Below are 16975 nucleotides of genomic sequence, written 5' to 3' on the forward strand. Positions count from 1 at the left end.
AGAAATCCATGACAGGAAAGTTAGTCAGGAAAACAAAGTAAATTAAACAGACAGGTAGGATTCCTGACAAAAATATGGTACACTTATGCTTGTATAAGATAAATCAAATAAATTTTGATTATTAAAACAATATACGAAAATGCCAGAAGAAAGAGTAGAAAAGATAGCAGAAACCGCACAGAAGAAAATCAAGTATCTTCAGCTTTTTCAGGAAGGAAAGAAAATCTGGAAACGAGAGAAGTATTGGTAAGGGGAGCAGTTATGAAGCAGAAAGCCAGAGAATATGGTAGAAAAGCAAATCGCACAATTGCTGTTAAAGATTCACCTGAAAAAAAGGTATAGTCAATAAAATAAGAAACAACAGGGAGTAAACAATAAAAGAAATCAGACAGATATAAAGGAAAAGAAAAAGTATGATAAACAGAAATGATATGCTGGAGTTAACCCGCAGGATGACCTTATCCAGAAATTGTTTTATGCGTGCAGCAGGTGCTTACATAGACGAAGATGGATATATCGATAATACTTTTAATGTAAATTTTAAAAACATGGGAAAGCATGACCAGCAAGTTAATCTGGATATTGCGAAAACGATTCCGTTTTCAAAAACAAATGAGCAGTTAAAATGTTATAAATTTCCGGCAGGAGATCTGGCATATGATAGTATTCATAAACTGCTAATGGCATTATCGCAATATGGTTTAAAAGATGATCTTCTTGTGCAGACACTTTGCGAACAGCTGGCAGAGGGAATCTGCGGCACAGAAGACAAGCCCAACAGGACAAATTATTTACGCGGGCAGGAATTTGGAATTTATATTTATCATGGAATCTACGATATTCCAAAGAAAGGCTCAGATCAGAGCGAACAATGGGAATCGGAAGAAGTTTATAGCTTCCTTGTGTGTGTAGCTGCACCGGTAGATAAAGACTATAATGCAGGAAAACCCAAATGTGGATTTATATTTCCTGCATTCGAGGACAGATCCGCAGAGCATGGGAAGATAGATATCTTCTTTGAAAATCCGGAACGTCCGGATGAAGGATTTTTAAAGAAAATATTGGGAAAATAGCTATTAAAGATCTGATAAGATGGAAATTCAATTTAGTCATTTCAAATTCAATTTAGTCATTTTATGGAAAAATGACTAAATTAAAATATTTATAACATTGATAATAAATGAGGGGATCGTAAGATGTACAGAGTAAGCAAAGTATTAAATAACAATGGTGTAATAGCTATTGATATGGAAGAAAATCAGGAATATGTAATCCTTGGCAAGGGTGTTGGCTTTGGCAAGAAAGTCAGCCAGCGTTTTGATAAACCTGCAGAGTGTACCTTGTATCGGCTGGAGCAGGAGACGGAGCGTGGATCTGCGAAAGAACTGGTAAAGGGAATCGAGCCGGAGTATCTGGAAATTGCAGATGAGATTCTGACAGAGGCGCAGAAAGTGTTTGGAGATTCTGTAGACAGAGGAATTCTTTTCCCGCTTGCAGACCATATCTCTTTTGCAGTTGCAAGAATTCGCCGAAATGAGCAGATCAGTAATCCTCTGACTGAGGATATCAAAGTGCTTTTTTACAGTGAATTTAAGGTTGCAGAGACGTTGAAAGCAATTTTGAAGGAGAGACTTCAGATAGCAATTGATGACCATGAAGTTGGATATGTGGCACTTCATATTCACTCTGCGATCGGTGATGAGAAGGTATCTGTTGCGATGCAGACTGCTAGGGCAGTGAGAGAGTGTATTGACATGATCGAGAAGGCGACAGGCAAGCCGATAGATGTACTTTCTCTGTCTTATAACCGTCTGATGAACCATATGAAATATATGGTGGCGCGTGCATCAACAGGGGAGAAACTGAATCTGGATATGAACGAATATATGCTGGACCAGTATCCACAGGCTTATGAAATCGCAGCGGAGATATGCAAGAATCTGGAAGGATGTATAGGTCATAAGCTGGATGAGACGGAGATTGGATATCTGGCGATGCATATACAGAGAGTATATAAAGATGCAGTGTGAGAAAAGTAGTAATAATAGAAGAAAGTTCCTTATTTCAGGAACTTTCTGATCAGTTTTTCATAGATTTTTCTATATGGCTGGTATCTCATAGGGAGGTCCATCCATGTTTTTTTATCTACAATACTCTTGAAGTGAGAAAAGGTATTGAACCCGTCTCTGCCGTGGTAAGATCCCATACCGCTTTCGCCAAAGCCGCCAAATCCCATCTCGCTGGTTGCCAGATGGATGATCGTATCATTCACACAGCCACCGCCGAATCCACAGCGAGAGGTGACTTTGCGGGCGACATCCTTGTCGGAAGTGAAGATATACAGAGCCAGTGGATGTGCCATGGAGTTAACGGTTACGATAGCTTCATCCAGTGAATCATAAGTCAATACCGGAAGCACCGGGCCGAAAATTTCTTCCTGCATAACGGCATCCTGGAAAGTAACATGATCCATAACGGTAGGTGAAATCTGAAGTGTTTTTGGATTGCTGTCACCGCCGCAGATTACTTTATCCGGATTGATAAGATTGCTGATACGGGTAAAGTGTTTCTCATTGATGATTTTGCCATAATTTTTATTATTCAGAGGTGCAGATCCAAACTGTTTTTTAATTTGTTTCTGAATCTGGCGGATAAGTTCATCTTTAATTTCCTTATCACAGTAGATATAATCTGGTGCAACGCAGGTCTGACCGCAGTTGAGATATTTTCCGAATACAATCCGTCTGGCTGCCAGTTTCAGGTTGGCACTTTTTTCTACGATACAGGGACTTTTTCCACCAAGCTCCAGGGTAACAGGAGTCAGGTGTGCAGATGCCTTTGACATAACTTCACGACCGACATTCTGGCTTCCGGTGAAGAAGATATAGTCGAAATGTTCATTGAGGAGCGCAGTATTTTCTGTGCGTCCGCCTGTTACAACGGTTACATAATGCGGGTCAAAACATTCGCAGATGATAGTTTCAATGACACGACTTGTATTGGGTGAGTAAGCACTTGGTTTTAATACTACGGTGTTTCCTGCGGCAATCGCATCTATCAGTGGATCGATGGTGAGCAGGAACGGATAATTCCAAGGACTCATAACAAGAACTACACCATAAGGGGACGGCTTTTTATAGCTTCTGGAGGCGAACTGTGCAAGAGGGGTTATTACGTTTTTTTCCTTTGCGTAGGATGGCGTATGGCGAATCATATAGCTGAGTTCGGAGAGTACAAGTCCGACCTCGCACATATAGGACTCGAAGTTACTCTTGCCGAGGTCGCGCTTTAATGCCTCATTGATCAATGGTTCATATTTCTGAATACAGAATTTTAATTTTTTTAAAGCTTCAATTCTTTTATCAACTGGTAAAGTTGCGCCGGTATAAAAATAGGTACGCTGTTTCTGGACGATTTCTTTAATTTCTGTTTCTGTCATTGAATAGTCCCTCCATACTTTTTCTGTATTATTTATCAGATTCAGGAATCAGCATATAATAAAATTTCTCAAGTTCTGATGCATCCATCAGCTTTGGCACAGGATACAGAGGATTTGCCTCTTTATCTGCATAATGTGACAGCTTCGGGATATCTGTTTTCTGGATCTCTTTTACAGTATCTCCGATTCCGAATTTCTGTTTCATTTCTTCGATTGCCTGAATAAAAAGTTCTGCAGCTTCATGATCTGGTGTGTTCTTATCCGCGAGTCCGGCAGCAACAGCCAGATTGTGGAGTTTTTTATCAATGCAGCATCCATATTCACGAAGCACCATAGGCAGCAGAATCGCATTGGCAAGTCCATGAGGCACGTTATATTCTCCTCCAAGTGAGTGAGCAACTGCGTGAACATATCCTACATAAGATTTGGTAAATGCACAGCCTGCATAGAAAGAAGCATGGAGCATATTCCGACGCGCCTGGATGTTATCACCATGTTCATAAACAGTGTAAATATTTTCAAAAATCAGTTTTACAGCTTTTAAAGCGTCCCTGCGGGTATCTATTGTGGTAGAGTTTCCGATGTATGCTTCGACTGCGTGAGTGAGGGCATCCATGCCTGTGGTGGCGGTGATAAATGGCGGCAGGCTTAAGGTTACTTTCGGGTCAAGTACTGCATAGCGGGGAATTAGTGGAAAGTCGTTGATCGCATATTTATATCGGGTATCTGCATCGGTAATTACAGCTGCGAGAGTAGTTTCACTTCCGGTACCGGCAGTAGTAGGAACTGCCATAAGAAGTGGAAGTTTCTTGTGTACTTTCAGGATTCCCTTCATCTGAGCCAGAGTTTGTTTTGGCTTTACTGCGCGTGCACCGACAGCCTTTGCACAGTCCATACTGGAACCGCCGCCGAAACCGATGATAGCATCGCAACCGTTTTCGTGATAAAGATTCAGTGCCTCCTTAACATTTACGGTAGTAGGGTTGGCAACTGTTTTATCATAGATTGTATAAGGAATTCCGGCTTCGTTCAGTGTTTTCTCCAGACGTCTGGTAAGTCCGAGACGGGCAATTCCCGCGTCTGTGATGATCAGCACATGTGTACATTTATGGCGCATGATGATTTCCGGAAGTTCTTTAACACTTCCGGCGATTTTCGGTTTGCGGTAAGGTAAAAATGGGATAGCGATGTGAAAAGCTTTCTGAAAAGCCCTGCAATATATTTTTCTGATAGGATTCATGATAATTCTCCTCTGTAATATGTAATCAAGAAAAATATAGCAAGGCAAAAAAGAAAAGTCAATATATTTTGACATTCAAAAAGTATGGAATACTTAATAAATTACAGACAAGATAAAGCATACTGCAGAGAATCGTCCAGATGCTTCTTCATCAACTCGCCGGCTTTATATGCTTCAAAAATCAGCCTATGCATATGTCCGATATTGTGTTGAGGTTCGGACTGAGTCTCATACAAATTAGAAAAAATCGTAAGCTGGCTGCGAAGCTTCTCTGCAGCGAGAAGGGGAAACATCCGATCGTTATGTATCCGGGAGAATGTTATTACTGCGGTGCCTGCGTAATGGTCTGCCCGACAGGTGCTGTTAAGCTGGCACATCCGCTTATGAGCAGAGCCAAATTTGTGGAAGTGCGCCATTGAACAAACTTAGAGGAAAATTAATGATTAAAAGCGAAGCTTTTATAATTCTATAGTACCAGCCAATAATCCAGGTCGGAACTATGTTTTATTTTCGGGGCATTTGGAGCGGTCTTAGATATTCTTAGTCGTCAGAAATCTGCGTTATGAGCCGCCCGCCTCACGTGTCTGAGCGAAGCCAGCAGCGGAGCGAGTTTGACAGGGCGGCTCATGGTTTTAGCAGATTTCTGAAGACTTAGAATATCTTAGACCGTGGAAACCGTCCCGAAAATAAAACATAGTTCTGACCGTCCCTTATGATTTGTTTATTCCCTAGCATGAGCCATACTAGCCCTCAGAGTTTCAATGAAAAATGTTACGAAACTTTACGAAACTCCGAAAACCAGTTGACAACCGAGTAAGTTTAAACTAACATAAAGTTAGCAATAGGTAACCACATGATAAAACTATACGGTTATAACAAACACATTGCTAAATTGTCTTATAAGGCAATATGAGGGAGGAGCAAAGAAAAAATGTTTCTGCAAATACAGGGAATCAAAAAATCCTTTGGCACAGGTGACAGTCGTGTTGATGTGCTGAAAGGCTTAGATCTTGAGATTGAAAGAGGAGAATTCTGTGTTCTGCTTGGTCCGTCGGGTTCAGGAAAGTCTACACTCTTAAACATTATTGGCGGAATCGACAGTGCAGACGAGGGGAACTTAGTGATAGACGGAGAACGTCTGGCGGATATGTCGGAGAAGAAACTTTCATTATACAGAAGAAAACATCTTGGCTATATTTTCCAGATGTATAATCTGATCCCAAATCTTACAGTCAGGGAAAATATTGAAGTAGGCGCTTATCTTAGTGATAAACCTCTGGATGTAGATGAGCTGCTTCATACACTTGGAATCTATGAACACCAGAGAAAACTTCCAAACCAGCTTTCCGGTGGACAGCAGCAGAGGACGGCTATCGGCAGGGCAATCGTGAAGAATCCGGATATTCTTTTGTGTGATGAGCCGACTGGGGCACTGGATTATAATACATCAAAGGAAATTCTTAAGCTGATTGAGACAGTGAATCAGAAGTATGGAAATACGATCGTTATGGTTACGCACAATGATGCAATTAAGGATATGGCGGATCGTGTGGTGAAGCTTCGAGATGGTATGATTCGAAAGAACTATATCAATGAACATAAGATTCCTGCGGCAGAGCTTGACTGGTAAGGAGGACGAAAGAGATGAAGAGTCCTTTGAGAAAGCGTTTATCCAGAGAGTTAAAAAGTGAGATTGGGAAATACCTGGTTGTATTTATTCTGATGGTAACTACGATTGGATTCGTTTCGGGCTTTCTGGTTGCGGATGGCAGTATGCTTATTGCTTACAATGAGAGTTTTGAGAAATATAATATTGAAGATGGAAATTTGCGTACGGCAGAGCAGATTTATAAGACGCAGAGAGAGGAAATTGAGAAGCTTGGCATAAAATTATATGAGAATTTCTATCTGGAAGAGCCATTGGATAATGGCAGTACGATGCGTATCTTTAAGAACAGGGAAGAGGTTAATAAGGTCTGCCTGATGAAAGGTGAACTTCCGGCAAAAACAGGGGAGATCGCGATTGACAGAATGTATGCAGATAATAACAGTTTGTCTGTTGGGGATACGTTGCAAAGTGGAAAAAAGACATGGAAAATTACGGGGTTTGTGGCGCTTTCTGATTATAGCTGTCTGTTTCAGAATAATAATGATTCTATGTTTGATTCTGTGAAGTTTGGGGTTTCTGTTGTGACAGAGGATGAGTTTGATTCTTTGAAACAGGATAAATTACAGTATAGTTATTCATGGAAATATGATCAGAAACCGAAGACTGAGAAAGAGGAAAAGGAAGTTTCTGAGGATTTGATGGAGGACATCGGAAAGATTGTTACGCTGGAAGCATTTGTGCCGCAGTATCAGAATCAGGCGATTAATTTTACCGGAGATGATATGGGTAGCGATAAGGCGATGATAATCATGTTGCTTTATATTGTAATTGTGATCATGGCGTTTGTATTTGGCATTACGATCAGCAACACGATCCGAAAAGAAGCAGGTGTGATCGGTACGCTTCGGGCTTCCGGATATACCAGAAGAGAGCTTGTCATGCATTATATGACACTTCCGGTGCTGATTACACTTGTTGGCGCATTGATCGGAAATATTCTTGGATATACAGTATTTAAGGATGTTTGCGCAGGGATGTATTATGGAAGTTACAGTCTTCCGACTTACGTGACGATCTGGAATGCAGAAGCGTTCCTTCTCACAACAGTGGTTCCTGTTGTTATTATGCTGGTGGTAAATTATGGAATTTTAAGACATAAGTTAAAATTGTCTCCGCTGAAGTTTTTGCGCAGGGATTTGTCAGGGCGTAAGCAGAAGAGAGCAATTCGTCTGAGCCCGAAGATTAAAATTTTCTCAAGATTTCGTCTTCGCGTGATTTTTCAGAATATGAGTAACTATATCGTTTTGTTTATCGGGATTTTATTTGCAAATCTGCTGTTGATGTTTGGGTTACTGCTGCCGTCGGTATTGTCTCACTATCAGTTGGAGATTCAGGATAATATGCTGGCGAAATATCAGTACATGTTGCAGGTTCCTGTCAGTGCGGTGAGTGGAAATAAATTCGAAAGTCTGGTTTCGTTGCTTGAATTTTACATGGATTCTGAAACGAAAAACGAGGATGCGGAGAAGTTTTCTGCGTATTCTTTAAACACTTTGCCGGGGAAATATAAGAGCGAGGAAGTCTTGCTTTACGGTATTGAACCGGATAGTAAATATGTGAAAATTAATTTTGATGATACACAGGATAAGATAGAGTCTGGTAATACAGAAGAGAAAAAGAATGAAGGTAAAACAGACAAACCTGCAGATGAAATAAAAAAAGAAAGCACAGGTGTATATATTTCCAAGGCATATGCAGATAAATTCCTGCTTCATGAAGGGGATACGATTACTTTGAAGGAAAAATATGAAAAAGACGAGTATTCTTTTAAAATAGTGGGTATTTATGATTATACAGCGGCGCTTTGTGTCTTTATGCCACGTAGTGATCTGAATGACCTGTTTGATCTGGGAGATGATTATTACAGCGGTTATTTCTCTGATACAGAGATTACAGATATCAAGAATCAGTATATCGGTTCAGTTGTCAATCTGGATGCACTGACGAAGATTTCCAGGCAGCTGGATGTATCAATGGGAAGTATGATGGGTCTGGTGAATGGATTTGCCATTATGATTTATATGGTGCTTATTTATCTGCTTTCAAAGATTATTATTGAGAAAAATGCCCAGTCTATTTCCATGGTAAAGATATTGGGATACACAAATGGTGAGATCAGCAGACTTTATATTCTGTCTACGTCTGTTGTAGTGGTACTCTGCCTTCTGCTCAGTCTCCCAATTGAAACGGCAGTGATGAATGTGCTGTTTCGTGAAATGATGCTGGCGAGCATTTCGGGATGGATCACACTCTGGATTGACCCGATGATCTATGTACAGATGTTTGGGGCGGGAATTGTTACATATGGGTTAGTGGCATTGCTGGAATTCAGAAGAGTGAAGAAAGTTCCGATGGATGAAGCATTGAAAAATGTTGAGTAATGAGCGTATGATTTTTTCAATAACGCGTCAGAGGCGGGAAGCAGAATCTGACAAAAATTTGACATTATCTGGATTTTGTGTTACGGTAAGTAGGAAACTGTTAGACCAATCAGTTGGAATAGGAGATTATTATGAGAAAAAAATCAACTTCAAAAGCAACAGCAACTATCAAAGAAGCTACAACCAAAGCAACAGAGGCAGTGAAAGAAACAGTAGAGAAAACAATTGCCAAAGCTCCGGAAGTGATTGAAGAAGCAAAAGACGTTGCATCTGATATTGCGAAAGCACCAGTTGTAGAAGAAGCAAAAGAAACTGTAAAGAAAGCAGTAAAAGAAGTGGCTAAAAATATCGACATCAAAAAATTCGTAGAAACAACTATCGAATTACCTGGTTTTGCAGTTACAATGAGCTCCATCGAGGAAGCAATCAAAGAAGACATTAAAGCGAAAGACATCAAAGGAAAAGATATCAGTGTTTATGTAAACGTTGAGCAGAAAGCCGCATACTACACAGTAGACGGTCAGGGATCTGGCGATTACAAGATCGACCTGAATACATTATAATCATTTTTATAACTGAAAATGAATGCCTGTGAGCGAAGGCTTGCAGACATAAAAACAGCAGGAATGTTCTCTTAATGAGCGCTCCTGCTATTTTTATGTTTTCGAAATCCGCTGATTTACTACGTAAATCGCTACTTTTAACGCCTTTTACATTTCATTCATATTGAAAAATCAGACATCTAAGAAGTTTGTTCCTGTTCAAACAAATCATCTCTTGTAATATTCTGTGCCCATTTCCCCTGGCGATAGTGGTGGAATACCCATGGCCACTTGACGAATTCGTCTGTACATAACAGGAAGTATACCCAAAGCACAGGAAGTTTCAGCACGAATGCTGCGAAGAATCCAAGTGGTACTGCATATACCCACATATCGATCGTATCGCAGATGAGACCAAATTTCGTATCTCCACCTGCCCGGAATACTCCGGCAATCAATGCAGTATTGACTGCAGAACCCATAATGTAATAAGTATTGATCAGCAGCATATATTTCAGATAATGCATTGCACCATCACTTAAAGAGGCAAATCTCATAACCAGAGGAGTGATGGCAAATACGATCACACCACCGATCACTCCGGCGATGACGGTCATTTTCAGCATTCTGGAAGCATATACTTTTGACTTCTCCAGATCACCTTTTCCCATAACATTTCCAAGAAGAATCGTCCCGGCACTGGCAATGGCAAAGCAGAAAACAGAGCCAATATTGCGGACAACAGTAACCAGTGAATTGGCGGCAACTGCATCCGTGCCAAGGTGTCCGAGGATTACAGAATACATGGAGAATGCTACGCTCCATGAGACATCATTTCCAAGCGCAGGAAGTGACAATTTAATGAAATCCCGGAACAATACTTTACTGCGGATAAACATATATGTCAGGTTCAGTTTCACATTCTTGCTCAGGGAAGATACAATCACGCAGGCAATCAATTCTATGAATCTGGAAGAAGCTGTTGCGATTGCAACACCTGTAGCTCCGAGCTTTGGTGCTCCGAACAGCCCAAAGATAAAGGTTGCATTCAGAATAATGTTCAGGACAAAAGCCAGCATATTCAAAGCCATACTGATTGTTACACGTCCAACACTGCGCAGGATCGCCAGGTAAACTTCCGTAACACCCCAGCACAGATAAGTAATGCCCATGATTCTGAGATAAGAAGAACCAATGGAGATCAGTTTAGGGTCAGATGTGAATATTTTCATCATATGCTGAGGAGCAGTGAAAGCAATCAGCGCTACAATCGCGGAAATTGCGATTGAAAAACGAAGCGCAATTCCCTCAATCGCATGAATTGCCTGTATATTGTTTTTACCAAAATATTGTGCGCACAGAAGAGAGGCGCCGGTGCCAAGTCCGTAATATACCATAAACAGGATATTGGAGTAATTGGCAGCCAGGGACACTGCGGAAATTGCAGACTGTCCGACGTAATTGAGCATAATTACGTCTGCGGAATTGACCGCTGCGCTGAGTAGATTCTGAATAATGATCGGAATCGTCAGCCGAAACATTTGCCGATAGAAATCATCTTTACCGGCTGATACTGTATTTGTCATATTTACCCCCATAATAAATTATAAATTTTCTTTTTGTCTGATCAGAGCATATTATTTCATCTTTTTTTATCATAGCTTTCATGCGGGGAATGCGCTATCTCTATTTTGACAAATTTATACATTATTATGACTTTTATGGCTGTTTGCTTGTTGGTATTCCATAAATTATTTATCTTTTTATCCTCGTTTTTTAACCGAATCAAGTAAGTCCCCTGCTTATTGCTCTTCGCAACCCCCGCAGGGGACTTACTTGATTCGGTTAAACTTGTGTATCATATGTAGCATGGTCTGTATTGCGCTAAAAGTACTGGACTGGTATAATCTATATATGGATTTAGCAGCCTATGATGATAAATGTAAATATCCGTGTTCTTACCGAAAAGATTTTGAACAATTAAAAAACGATAAATAAAAACATGGTGGGTGAATTTTTATGATGACATTGCAGCAGATCGATATGAGTATTTTATTGTGGATACAGGAACATTTAAGAGCGGATGCCCTGACACCTTTCTGGAAAGTTATCACTTTTCTGGGAAATGGAGGATGGTTCTGGCTTGTGCTGGCAGCAGGACTGCTGGTTTACAAGAAAACACGTCCGACGGGGATTGCGGCATTACTTTCCATTGCAACAGGCTTCCTTATCACGAATGTGCTGCTGAAGAATATTGTTGCCCGCCCAAGACCTTTTGACGCTTATACAGAGATTATTCCTCTGATCACAAAACCAACGGATTTTTCATTCCCGTCTGGTCATACATGTGCATCATTTGCGTGCGCGCTGATACTATTTAGAATGCTTCCGAAGAAATTCGGAATTCCGGCAGTGATCCTGGCAGGAATGGTAGCCTTCTCAAGACTTTACCTGGGAGTCCATTATCCGGGAGATGTTCTGGGAGGATTTCTGATAGCAGTATTTGCAAGCACACTGGTATATCATCTGATGTCAGCATATCAGAAAAAAATGCAGGAGCAGTCATAAGGTCTTTCTCATAAATGGAGATGAGACAAACATGGGAAAGGGCGCTGCAATCAAGACAGCACTTACATATATCAAAGAAATGAATCTGGTGCAGAGAATGAGTATTTTCACAAGAAAAACCAATAAAGCAGACAATAGATAATATTCTCAGTAACGCAGCCAAAAGTAGAATGTCTGCCATGACAGCAGAATATAATAAATTAATTTTAGAAACAAAGGGAGCTCTTTAATGAAGCAAAAACCCTTATTGATCAGCCTGTTAATTTCTCTGGGAACCGGAGTGATTGCAGGCTTTCTTACCTTCACAAGTATGGAACAATACCAGGAAATGTACCGCCCGCCATTGTCGCCGCCGGGGTGGGTGTTCCCGGTGGTCTGGCTGCTTCTTTATGCACTGATGGGAATTGCTGCATACAGAATATACATGAAAGATCCAAAAGCAAAAGCATTAAAGTTATACCTGATTCAGCTGGCGATAAACTTCTTATGGCCGATATTTTTCTTTAATTTCGGCTGGCAATTATTTGCGGCAGTCTGGCTGTTGCTGTTATGGTATCTGGTATTTGTTATGATAAAAGAATTTGCAAAAATTGATGAAGGTGCGGCAAAGCTTATGATCCCATATCTGATCTGGCTTACTTTTGCGGCATATCTGAATATAGCAATTGCTTTGCACAGATAAGCGATTATTTTTTTGGATTGCATTGTGATAAAAAGTGATGAATGGCTACTTGTGATACATAAATAGCCAAAAAAGTACGTATACTATCTTCCATGTAGAAAGTAAACTTTTATACAGGAGGACAGACATGGACAACAGCACAAAGAAACTATTAGAAGAATGCAGTGTCGGATGCAAGATGGGAATTGAGAGCATGGAACAGGTACAGCATCATGTGACAGATGCCAAAATCGCAGCAACGATTGAAAAATCCTGTTCAAAACACAAGGAACTGGAAGAGGAAATTTCCAAAATACTTCTTCGCGCAGGCCAGCCGGAGAAAGAACCGGGTGTTATGGTATCCACATTTTCGTGGATGACGACAGGTGTAAAAATGATGACCGGAGAAGATGAGAATAAACAGGCGGTTAAGATCATCATGAATGGCTGCAACATGGGAACCCAGTCTATCACAGAAGCCATGCACCAATGCAAAGATGCGTCGTCCGAAAGTATTTCCATTGCAAAGAAGCTTATTGGAATGGAAGAGAATCTGCGGGATGATATGCAGAAATATTTGTAAAACTATTTGTAAAATGAAATGCTGTCAGTTACAGAATAAGTTTGTAACTGATGGCATTTTTATTTGTGGTGTGTGGTGAGTGGCGGATTATTGCAGGTCAGGAATAGTTGTGATACAATGCACAAGAGAAATTACACAATTTACATAGAAAAAAGGACAACACAATGAATAAAAATGAAATCTATATAAAAAGTGGTACCCAATACAAAGAAATGACAAAAGAACTCCTTGCGCAATGTGACCTTGTATCTCAGATAACAGATAAGAAAATACAGATCGGCATCAAACCAAATCTTGTCTCACCATCTGAAGCCTCCTGGGGAGCTACCACACATCCGGAGATCGTGGCGGGAATTATCGAATATCTGCAGGAGAATGGATATGAAAATATTGCAATTCTGGAAGGTTCCTGGGTAGGAGACAAGACGAAAGAGAGTTACGAGGTATGTGGTTATCAGGAACTTTCAGAGAAATATCAGGTGCCTTTCTGGGATATGCAGGAAGATAAAGGAATAGAACGCGACTGTAAAGGCGTGAAATTAAATATCTGTGAACGAGTAGAAAAAGTTGATTTTCTGATCAACGTTCCGGTATTGAAAGGCCACTGTCAGACAAAGATAACCTGTGCATTAAAAAATATGAAAGGCCTGATCCCAAACACCGAGAAACGCAGATTCCATGCAATGGGACTACATAAGCCAATCGCACATCTCAATGCCGGAATTCATCAGGACTTTATCGTAGTCGACAATATCTGTGGAGATCTGGATTTCGAGGATGGTGGAAACCCGGTAGTGATGAATCGAATCTGGGCAGGAATGGACCCGGTGCTGATTGATTCCTATGTTTGTCAGGTCATGCACTATGAGACAAAAGATGTTCCTTATATCGGACTGGCAGAAGAATTGGGAGTTGGAAGTACAGATCTGAAAAATGCTCACATCATCTATTGTGAGGAATCTGCCCGAAAGGAACTGCCGAAATCCCGAAAGGTAGTAGAACTTCAGGATGCTGTAGAAGAAGTAGAATCCTGCAGTGCCTGCTATGGATACCTTATCCCTGCACTGGAAATGCTCAAAAATGATGGGCTTTTTGAAAAACTGGATACAAAGATCTGTATCGGGCAGGGTTACCGTGGCAAAACAGGAAAAATGGGCGTTGGTGCCTGCACCTGTAAATTTGAACACAATGTAAACGGATGCCCGCCTACAGAAAATCAGATCTATGATTTCCTGAAACAATATATTCTGAACAAATAAAAAACAGGTTCGTTTACGAACCTGTTTTTTATTTGCAATCTATAATGCCATCTTAATCATCTTAACGATCGTATCCTGGTCAAATTTGCTACTGTCAAATGCCAGATGATACTGGGAAATATCTTTCCATTTCTTATCAGTGAAATATTCATAATAAGTACGGCGTTCTTTATCAACTTTCTTAACGAGTTTCTGAGCACTCTTTTCTTCCCGTCCGGTACGCTCAATGATAGTCTGTACACGATAATCAAATGGCGCATGGATAAATACGCTCAGGCATTTATTATCCAGAATATAATTCGCGCATCGTCCGACAATTACGCAGTCCTCCTTCTCCGCTGCATCCAGAATAATCTTGCGCTGAAGATCAAAGAGAACATCATTCATCGGAACGAAGTGGAAATCGCTGTCCATCTGAAGTTCATGATCGATAGGAAAACGCCACTGACTGCCGCGTTTCTCATCAACTTTAGCAAGCACATCAAAAGGAATATTCTCTTTCTGAGCTGCAATATCGATCAGTTCTTTGTCATAAAAAGCAAATCCAAGTTCTTCTGCCAGAGCCTTACCGATCAGACGGCCATTACTGCCGAGCATTCTGTTTATTGTAATCACGCGTTTACTCATAATCAAAACCTCCTTATGACATCCCTGTTACTGTTATCTTATGATACCTGAGCCAAAGCTCTCATAATCCTGATATCGTATCACCTGTCAATAGTAACAAGTCTTTTATTTGTTAACATTATAACACTAATGTCAGAAAAATACCAGTAAAATACATAAAAAAACAAAAATAATACAAGAAAATTTATATATACTACACAAAAACAAACAGACCTTTACGAAAGACATTGTTATATCTGAGTGAAATAGAAAGTCACATTCTGAACACATCTTTTTCACCCGGATTTCACAGGCATCTCAAAATTTGCACATATTTTCCAGATAATATTTGGCTATCAGGTCAAAACAAATGGAGGGAAAGAAGAAATCAAAGAACTTGAAGAGCAGATCAGTGATAGTCCTCTGGTAATTCCTGCTATTTTTTTGCTGCTTTTTTGGACAAATTTATCAATAGACGTGGATATTTTGCGTATGATAAAATTAAATTGGAAAATTTATTTATAAGATAGTGGTTATTTATAGATTTTTTCTTTAAGCTATGTTATTATACTTAATTGGCTGTCTGGCAGATGCCGACAGACGTTTACGGATTGTGCATAAATGTCCGTAAATATACTGCTGTTTAACAGACTCAGGAGAACAATGCGCAGAGTCTGGAAACCTGAAGAAACAGCAGTCCGTAACTCTTATGATAAATGATAAGTATGGAAGAAAGGGATACAATACATAATGCTGAAAATCAAAAGCTATGTAAAGGTAAACAGTCTGGCAGAGGCTTATGAGCTGAACCAGAAAAAAACAGCCCGTGTTCTTGGCGGAATGGTCTGGATGAAGATGGGCAACAGAGCAGTATCTACAGCAATCGATCTCTCCGGTCTGGGACTGGATACGATCTCTGAGGATGATGATGAATTCGTGATTGGCTGCATGACTCCGCTTCGTGACCTGGAGACAAATGAGGCTCTGAACACCTACACACATGGAGCTATGAAAGAAAGCCTTTGCCATATTGTGGGAGTACAGTTTCGAAACTGTGCCACTGTGGGAGGAAGCATTTATGGAAGATTTGGTTTCTCAGATGTTCTGACCATGTTCCTTGGAATGGACACATGGGTAGAATTATATGATGCAGGCCGCATTCCACTGACTGAATTTGTAAACATGAAGAAAGATAATGACATCCTTGTGAATATTATTGTGCGCAAAGAGCCGCTTCTTACCTGTTATTTAAGCCAAAGAAACACAAAGACAGATTTCCCGGTACTGACCTGTACTGCTTCAGTGATCGGAGATGAGGCAAGAACAGTAATCGGTGCCAGACCTGCACGAGCCATGGTCGTAGAAGATAAGAAACAGATTCTTAAGAATTTTAAAAACATGACAAAGAAGCAGAAAGCGCAGGCAATCGAAGAATTTGCCGAATATGCGGCCGGGAATGTTCCGACGGCAGGCAATATGCGAGGATCAGAAGAATATAGAAGTCTTCTTGTAAAAGTACTGACAAGAAGAGCCTGGGAAGCAGTAGGAGGGATGAAGAATGAATATTAATTTCTGGCTTAACGGGGTAAACCGCCATGCGGAGATCTATCCTGACACACTGCTGATTGATTTTTTGAGAGAGCAGGGATGTTACAGCGTAAAGAGAGGGTGCGAGACAGCAAACTGTGGTCTGTGTACAGTTTTGGTAAACGGACGTCCGGTACTCTCCTGCAGTACACTTGCAGCCCGCGTTGAGGGAAAGAAGATTGTCACACTGGAAGGAATGCAGAGGGAAGCGAAAGAGTTTGGAAGTTTCCTGGCGAATGAAGGTGCGGAACAATGTGGCTTCTGTAATCCTGGATTTATTATGAATGTGTTTGCAATGTTAAATGAGATCAAAGAACCGACAGAGGAACAGATCAAAGAGTATCTTGCCGGAAATTTATGCAGATGTTCCGGTTTCGTTTCTCAGACAAAGAGTATCCTGAAATTCCTGAAATATAAGAAAGCACAGGAGGAAGCATAAG

General features: G+C 40.5%; 16 protein-coding genes. 12 read left to right on the top strand and 4 right to left on the bottom strand.

Features of this window, described 5'->3' with window-relative positions; genetic code table 11:
* The first annotated feature begins 413 nt into the window (after positions 1–413).
* Both WKT11_RS02585 and WKT11_RS02590 read left to right on the top strand, forming a co-directional pair.
* Positions 414–1073 (top strand): DUF4317 family protein, encoded by a 660-nt coding sequence (locus WKT11_RS02585; protein ID WP_340282344.1) that lies wholly within the window; start codon positions 414–416, stop codon positions 1071–1073.
* A 123-nt stretch (positions 1074–1196) separates the two neighbouring features.
* Positions 1197–2030 (top strand): PRD domain-containing protein, encoded by an 834-nt coding sequence (locus WKT11_RS02590; RefSeq protein WP_340282346.1) that lies wholly within the window; start codon positions 1197–1199, stop codon positions 2028–2030.
* Between the two features lie 29 nt (positions 2031–2059).
* Here the strand turns inward: WKT11_RS02590 and WKT11_RS02595 are convergent, their stop codons facing one another.
* Both WKT11_RS02595 and WKT11_RS02600 read right to left on the bottom strand, forming a co-directional pair.
* The gene (locus tag WKT11_RS02595; protein WP_340282660.1) at positions 2060–3475 is read right to left on the bottom strand and encodes an aldehyde dehydrogenase; all 1416 of its coding nucleotides are present in this window, start codon (positions 3473–3475) and stop codon (positions 2060–2062) included.
* Positions 3468–4679: an iron-containing alcohol dehydrogenase gene (locus tag WKT11_RS02600; RefSeq protein ID WP_118246970.1), complete on the bottom strand. Its 1212-nt coding sequence runs from the start codon at positions 4677–4679 to the stop codon at positions 3468–3470. Before WKT11_RS02600 ends, WKT11_RS02595 begins: the two co-directional genes overlap by 8 nt.
* 140 nt (positions 4680–4819) lie before the next feature.
* Here WKT11_RS02600 and WKT11_RS02605 point away from each other — a divergent pair, with 140 nt between their 5' ends.
* The 4 genes from WKT11_RS02605 (at position 4820) to WKT11_RS02620 (ending at position 9292) form a co-directional block, all read left to right on the top strand.
* The gene (locus WKT11_RS02605; RefSeq protein ID WP_243098795.1) at positions 4820–5098 is read left to right on the top strand and encodes a 4Fe-4S dicluster domain-containing protein; all 279 of its coding nucleotides are present in this window, start codon (positions 4820–4822) and stop codon (positions 5096–5098) included.
* Positions 5099–5610: 512 nt separating this feature from the next.
* Positions 5611–6309, top strand: coding sequence for an ABC transporter ATP-binding protein (locus WKT11_RS02610; RefSeq protein WP_117677662.1), 699 nt, complete (start codon positions 5611–5613; stop codon positions 6307–6309).
* Between the two features lie 14 nt (positions 6310–6323).
* Positions 6324–8729, top strand: coding sequence for an ABC transporter permease (locus WKT11_RS02615; protein WP_117677661.1), 2406 nt, complete (start codon positions 6324–6326; stop codon positions 8727–8729).
* Between the two features lie 131 nt (positions 8730–8860).
* Entirely contained in the window at positions 8861–9292 is a 432-nt protein-coding gene (locus WKT11_RS02620) for a DUF6465 family protein (protein WP_117677660.1), read from the top strand.
* 179 nt (positions 9293–9471) lie between these two features.
* Here the strand turns inward: WKT11_RS02620 and WKT11_RS02625 are convergent, their stop codons facing one another.
* Positions 9472–10857, bottom strand: coding sequence for an MATE family efflux transporter (locus WKT11_RS02625; RefSeq protein ID WP_340282355.1), 1386 nt, complete (start codon positions 10855–10857; stop codon positions 9472–9474).
* Positions 10858–11290: 433 nt separating this feature from the next.
* On the opposite strand from WKT11_RS02625, the gene WKT11_RS02630 reads away from it, so the two are divergent.
* The 4 genes from WKT11_RS02630 to WKT11_RS02645 all read left to right on the top strand — a co-directional run bounded on the left by WKT11_RS02630 (position 11291) and on the right by WKT11_RS02645 (position 14342).
* Positions 11291–11839, top strand: a complete 549-nt coding sequence (locus WKT11_RS02630; RefSeq protein ID WP_340282357.1) for a phosphatase PAP2 family protein — start codon at positions 11291–11293, stop codon at positions 11837–11839.
* Between the two features lie 229 nt (positions 11840–12068).
* Entirely contained in the window at positions 12069–12521 is a 453-nt protein-coding gene (locus tag WKT11_RS02635; protein ID WP_340282359.1) for a TspO/MBR family protein, read from the top strand.
* A gap of 127 nt (positions 12522–12648) precedes the next feature.
* Positions 12649–13083 (top strand): DUF2383 domain-containing protein, encoded by a 435-nt coding sequence (locus tag WKT11_RS02640; RefSeq protein WP_019162843.1) that lies wholly within the window; start codon positions 12649–12651, stop codon positions 13081–13083.
* A 164-nt stretch (positions 13084–13247) separates the two neighbouring features.
* Positions 13248–14342, top strand: a complete 1095-nt coding sequence (locus tag WKT11_RS02645) for a DUF362 domain-containing protein (RefSeq protein ID WP_340282362.1) — start codon at positions 13248–13250, stop codon at positions 14340–14342.
* Positions 14343–14381: 39 nt separating this feature from the next.
* Here WKT11_RS02645 and WKT11_RS02650 read toward each other — a convergent pair whose 3' ends face one another.
* On the bottom strand, positions 14382–14969 hold the full coding sequence (locus WKT11_RS02650) for a cytidylate kinase-like family protein (RefSeq protein ID WP_118246950.1): 588 nt from the start codon (positions 14967–14969) through the stop codon (positions 14382–14384).
* Positions 14970–15698: 729 nt separating this feature from the next.
* Here WKT11_RS02650 and WKT11_RS02655 point away from each other — a divergent pair.
* Positions 15699–16517, top strand: a complete 819-nt coding sequence (locus tag WKT11_RS02655; RefSeq protein WP_117676043.1) for an FAD binding domain-containing protein — start codon at positions 15699–15701, stop codon at positions 16515–16517.
* Entirely contained in the window at positions 16507–16974 is a 468-nt protein-coding gene (locus WKT11_RS02660; protein WP_117676045.1) for a (2Fe-2S)-binding protein, read from the top strand. The genes WKT11_RS02655 and WKT11_RS02660 overlap by 11 nt, the downstream gene beginning before the upstream one ends.
* Position 16975: the final 1 nt, after the last annotated feature.

Origin of the sequence: Blautia sp. HCN-1074 (assembly GCF_037890165.1) — a bacterium.
GTDB lineage: Bacteria > Bacillota > Clostridia > Lachnospirales > Lachnospiraceae > Blautia_A.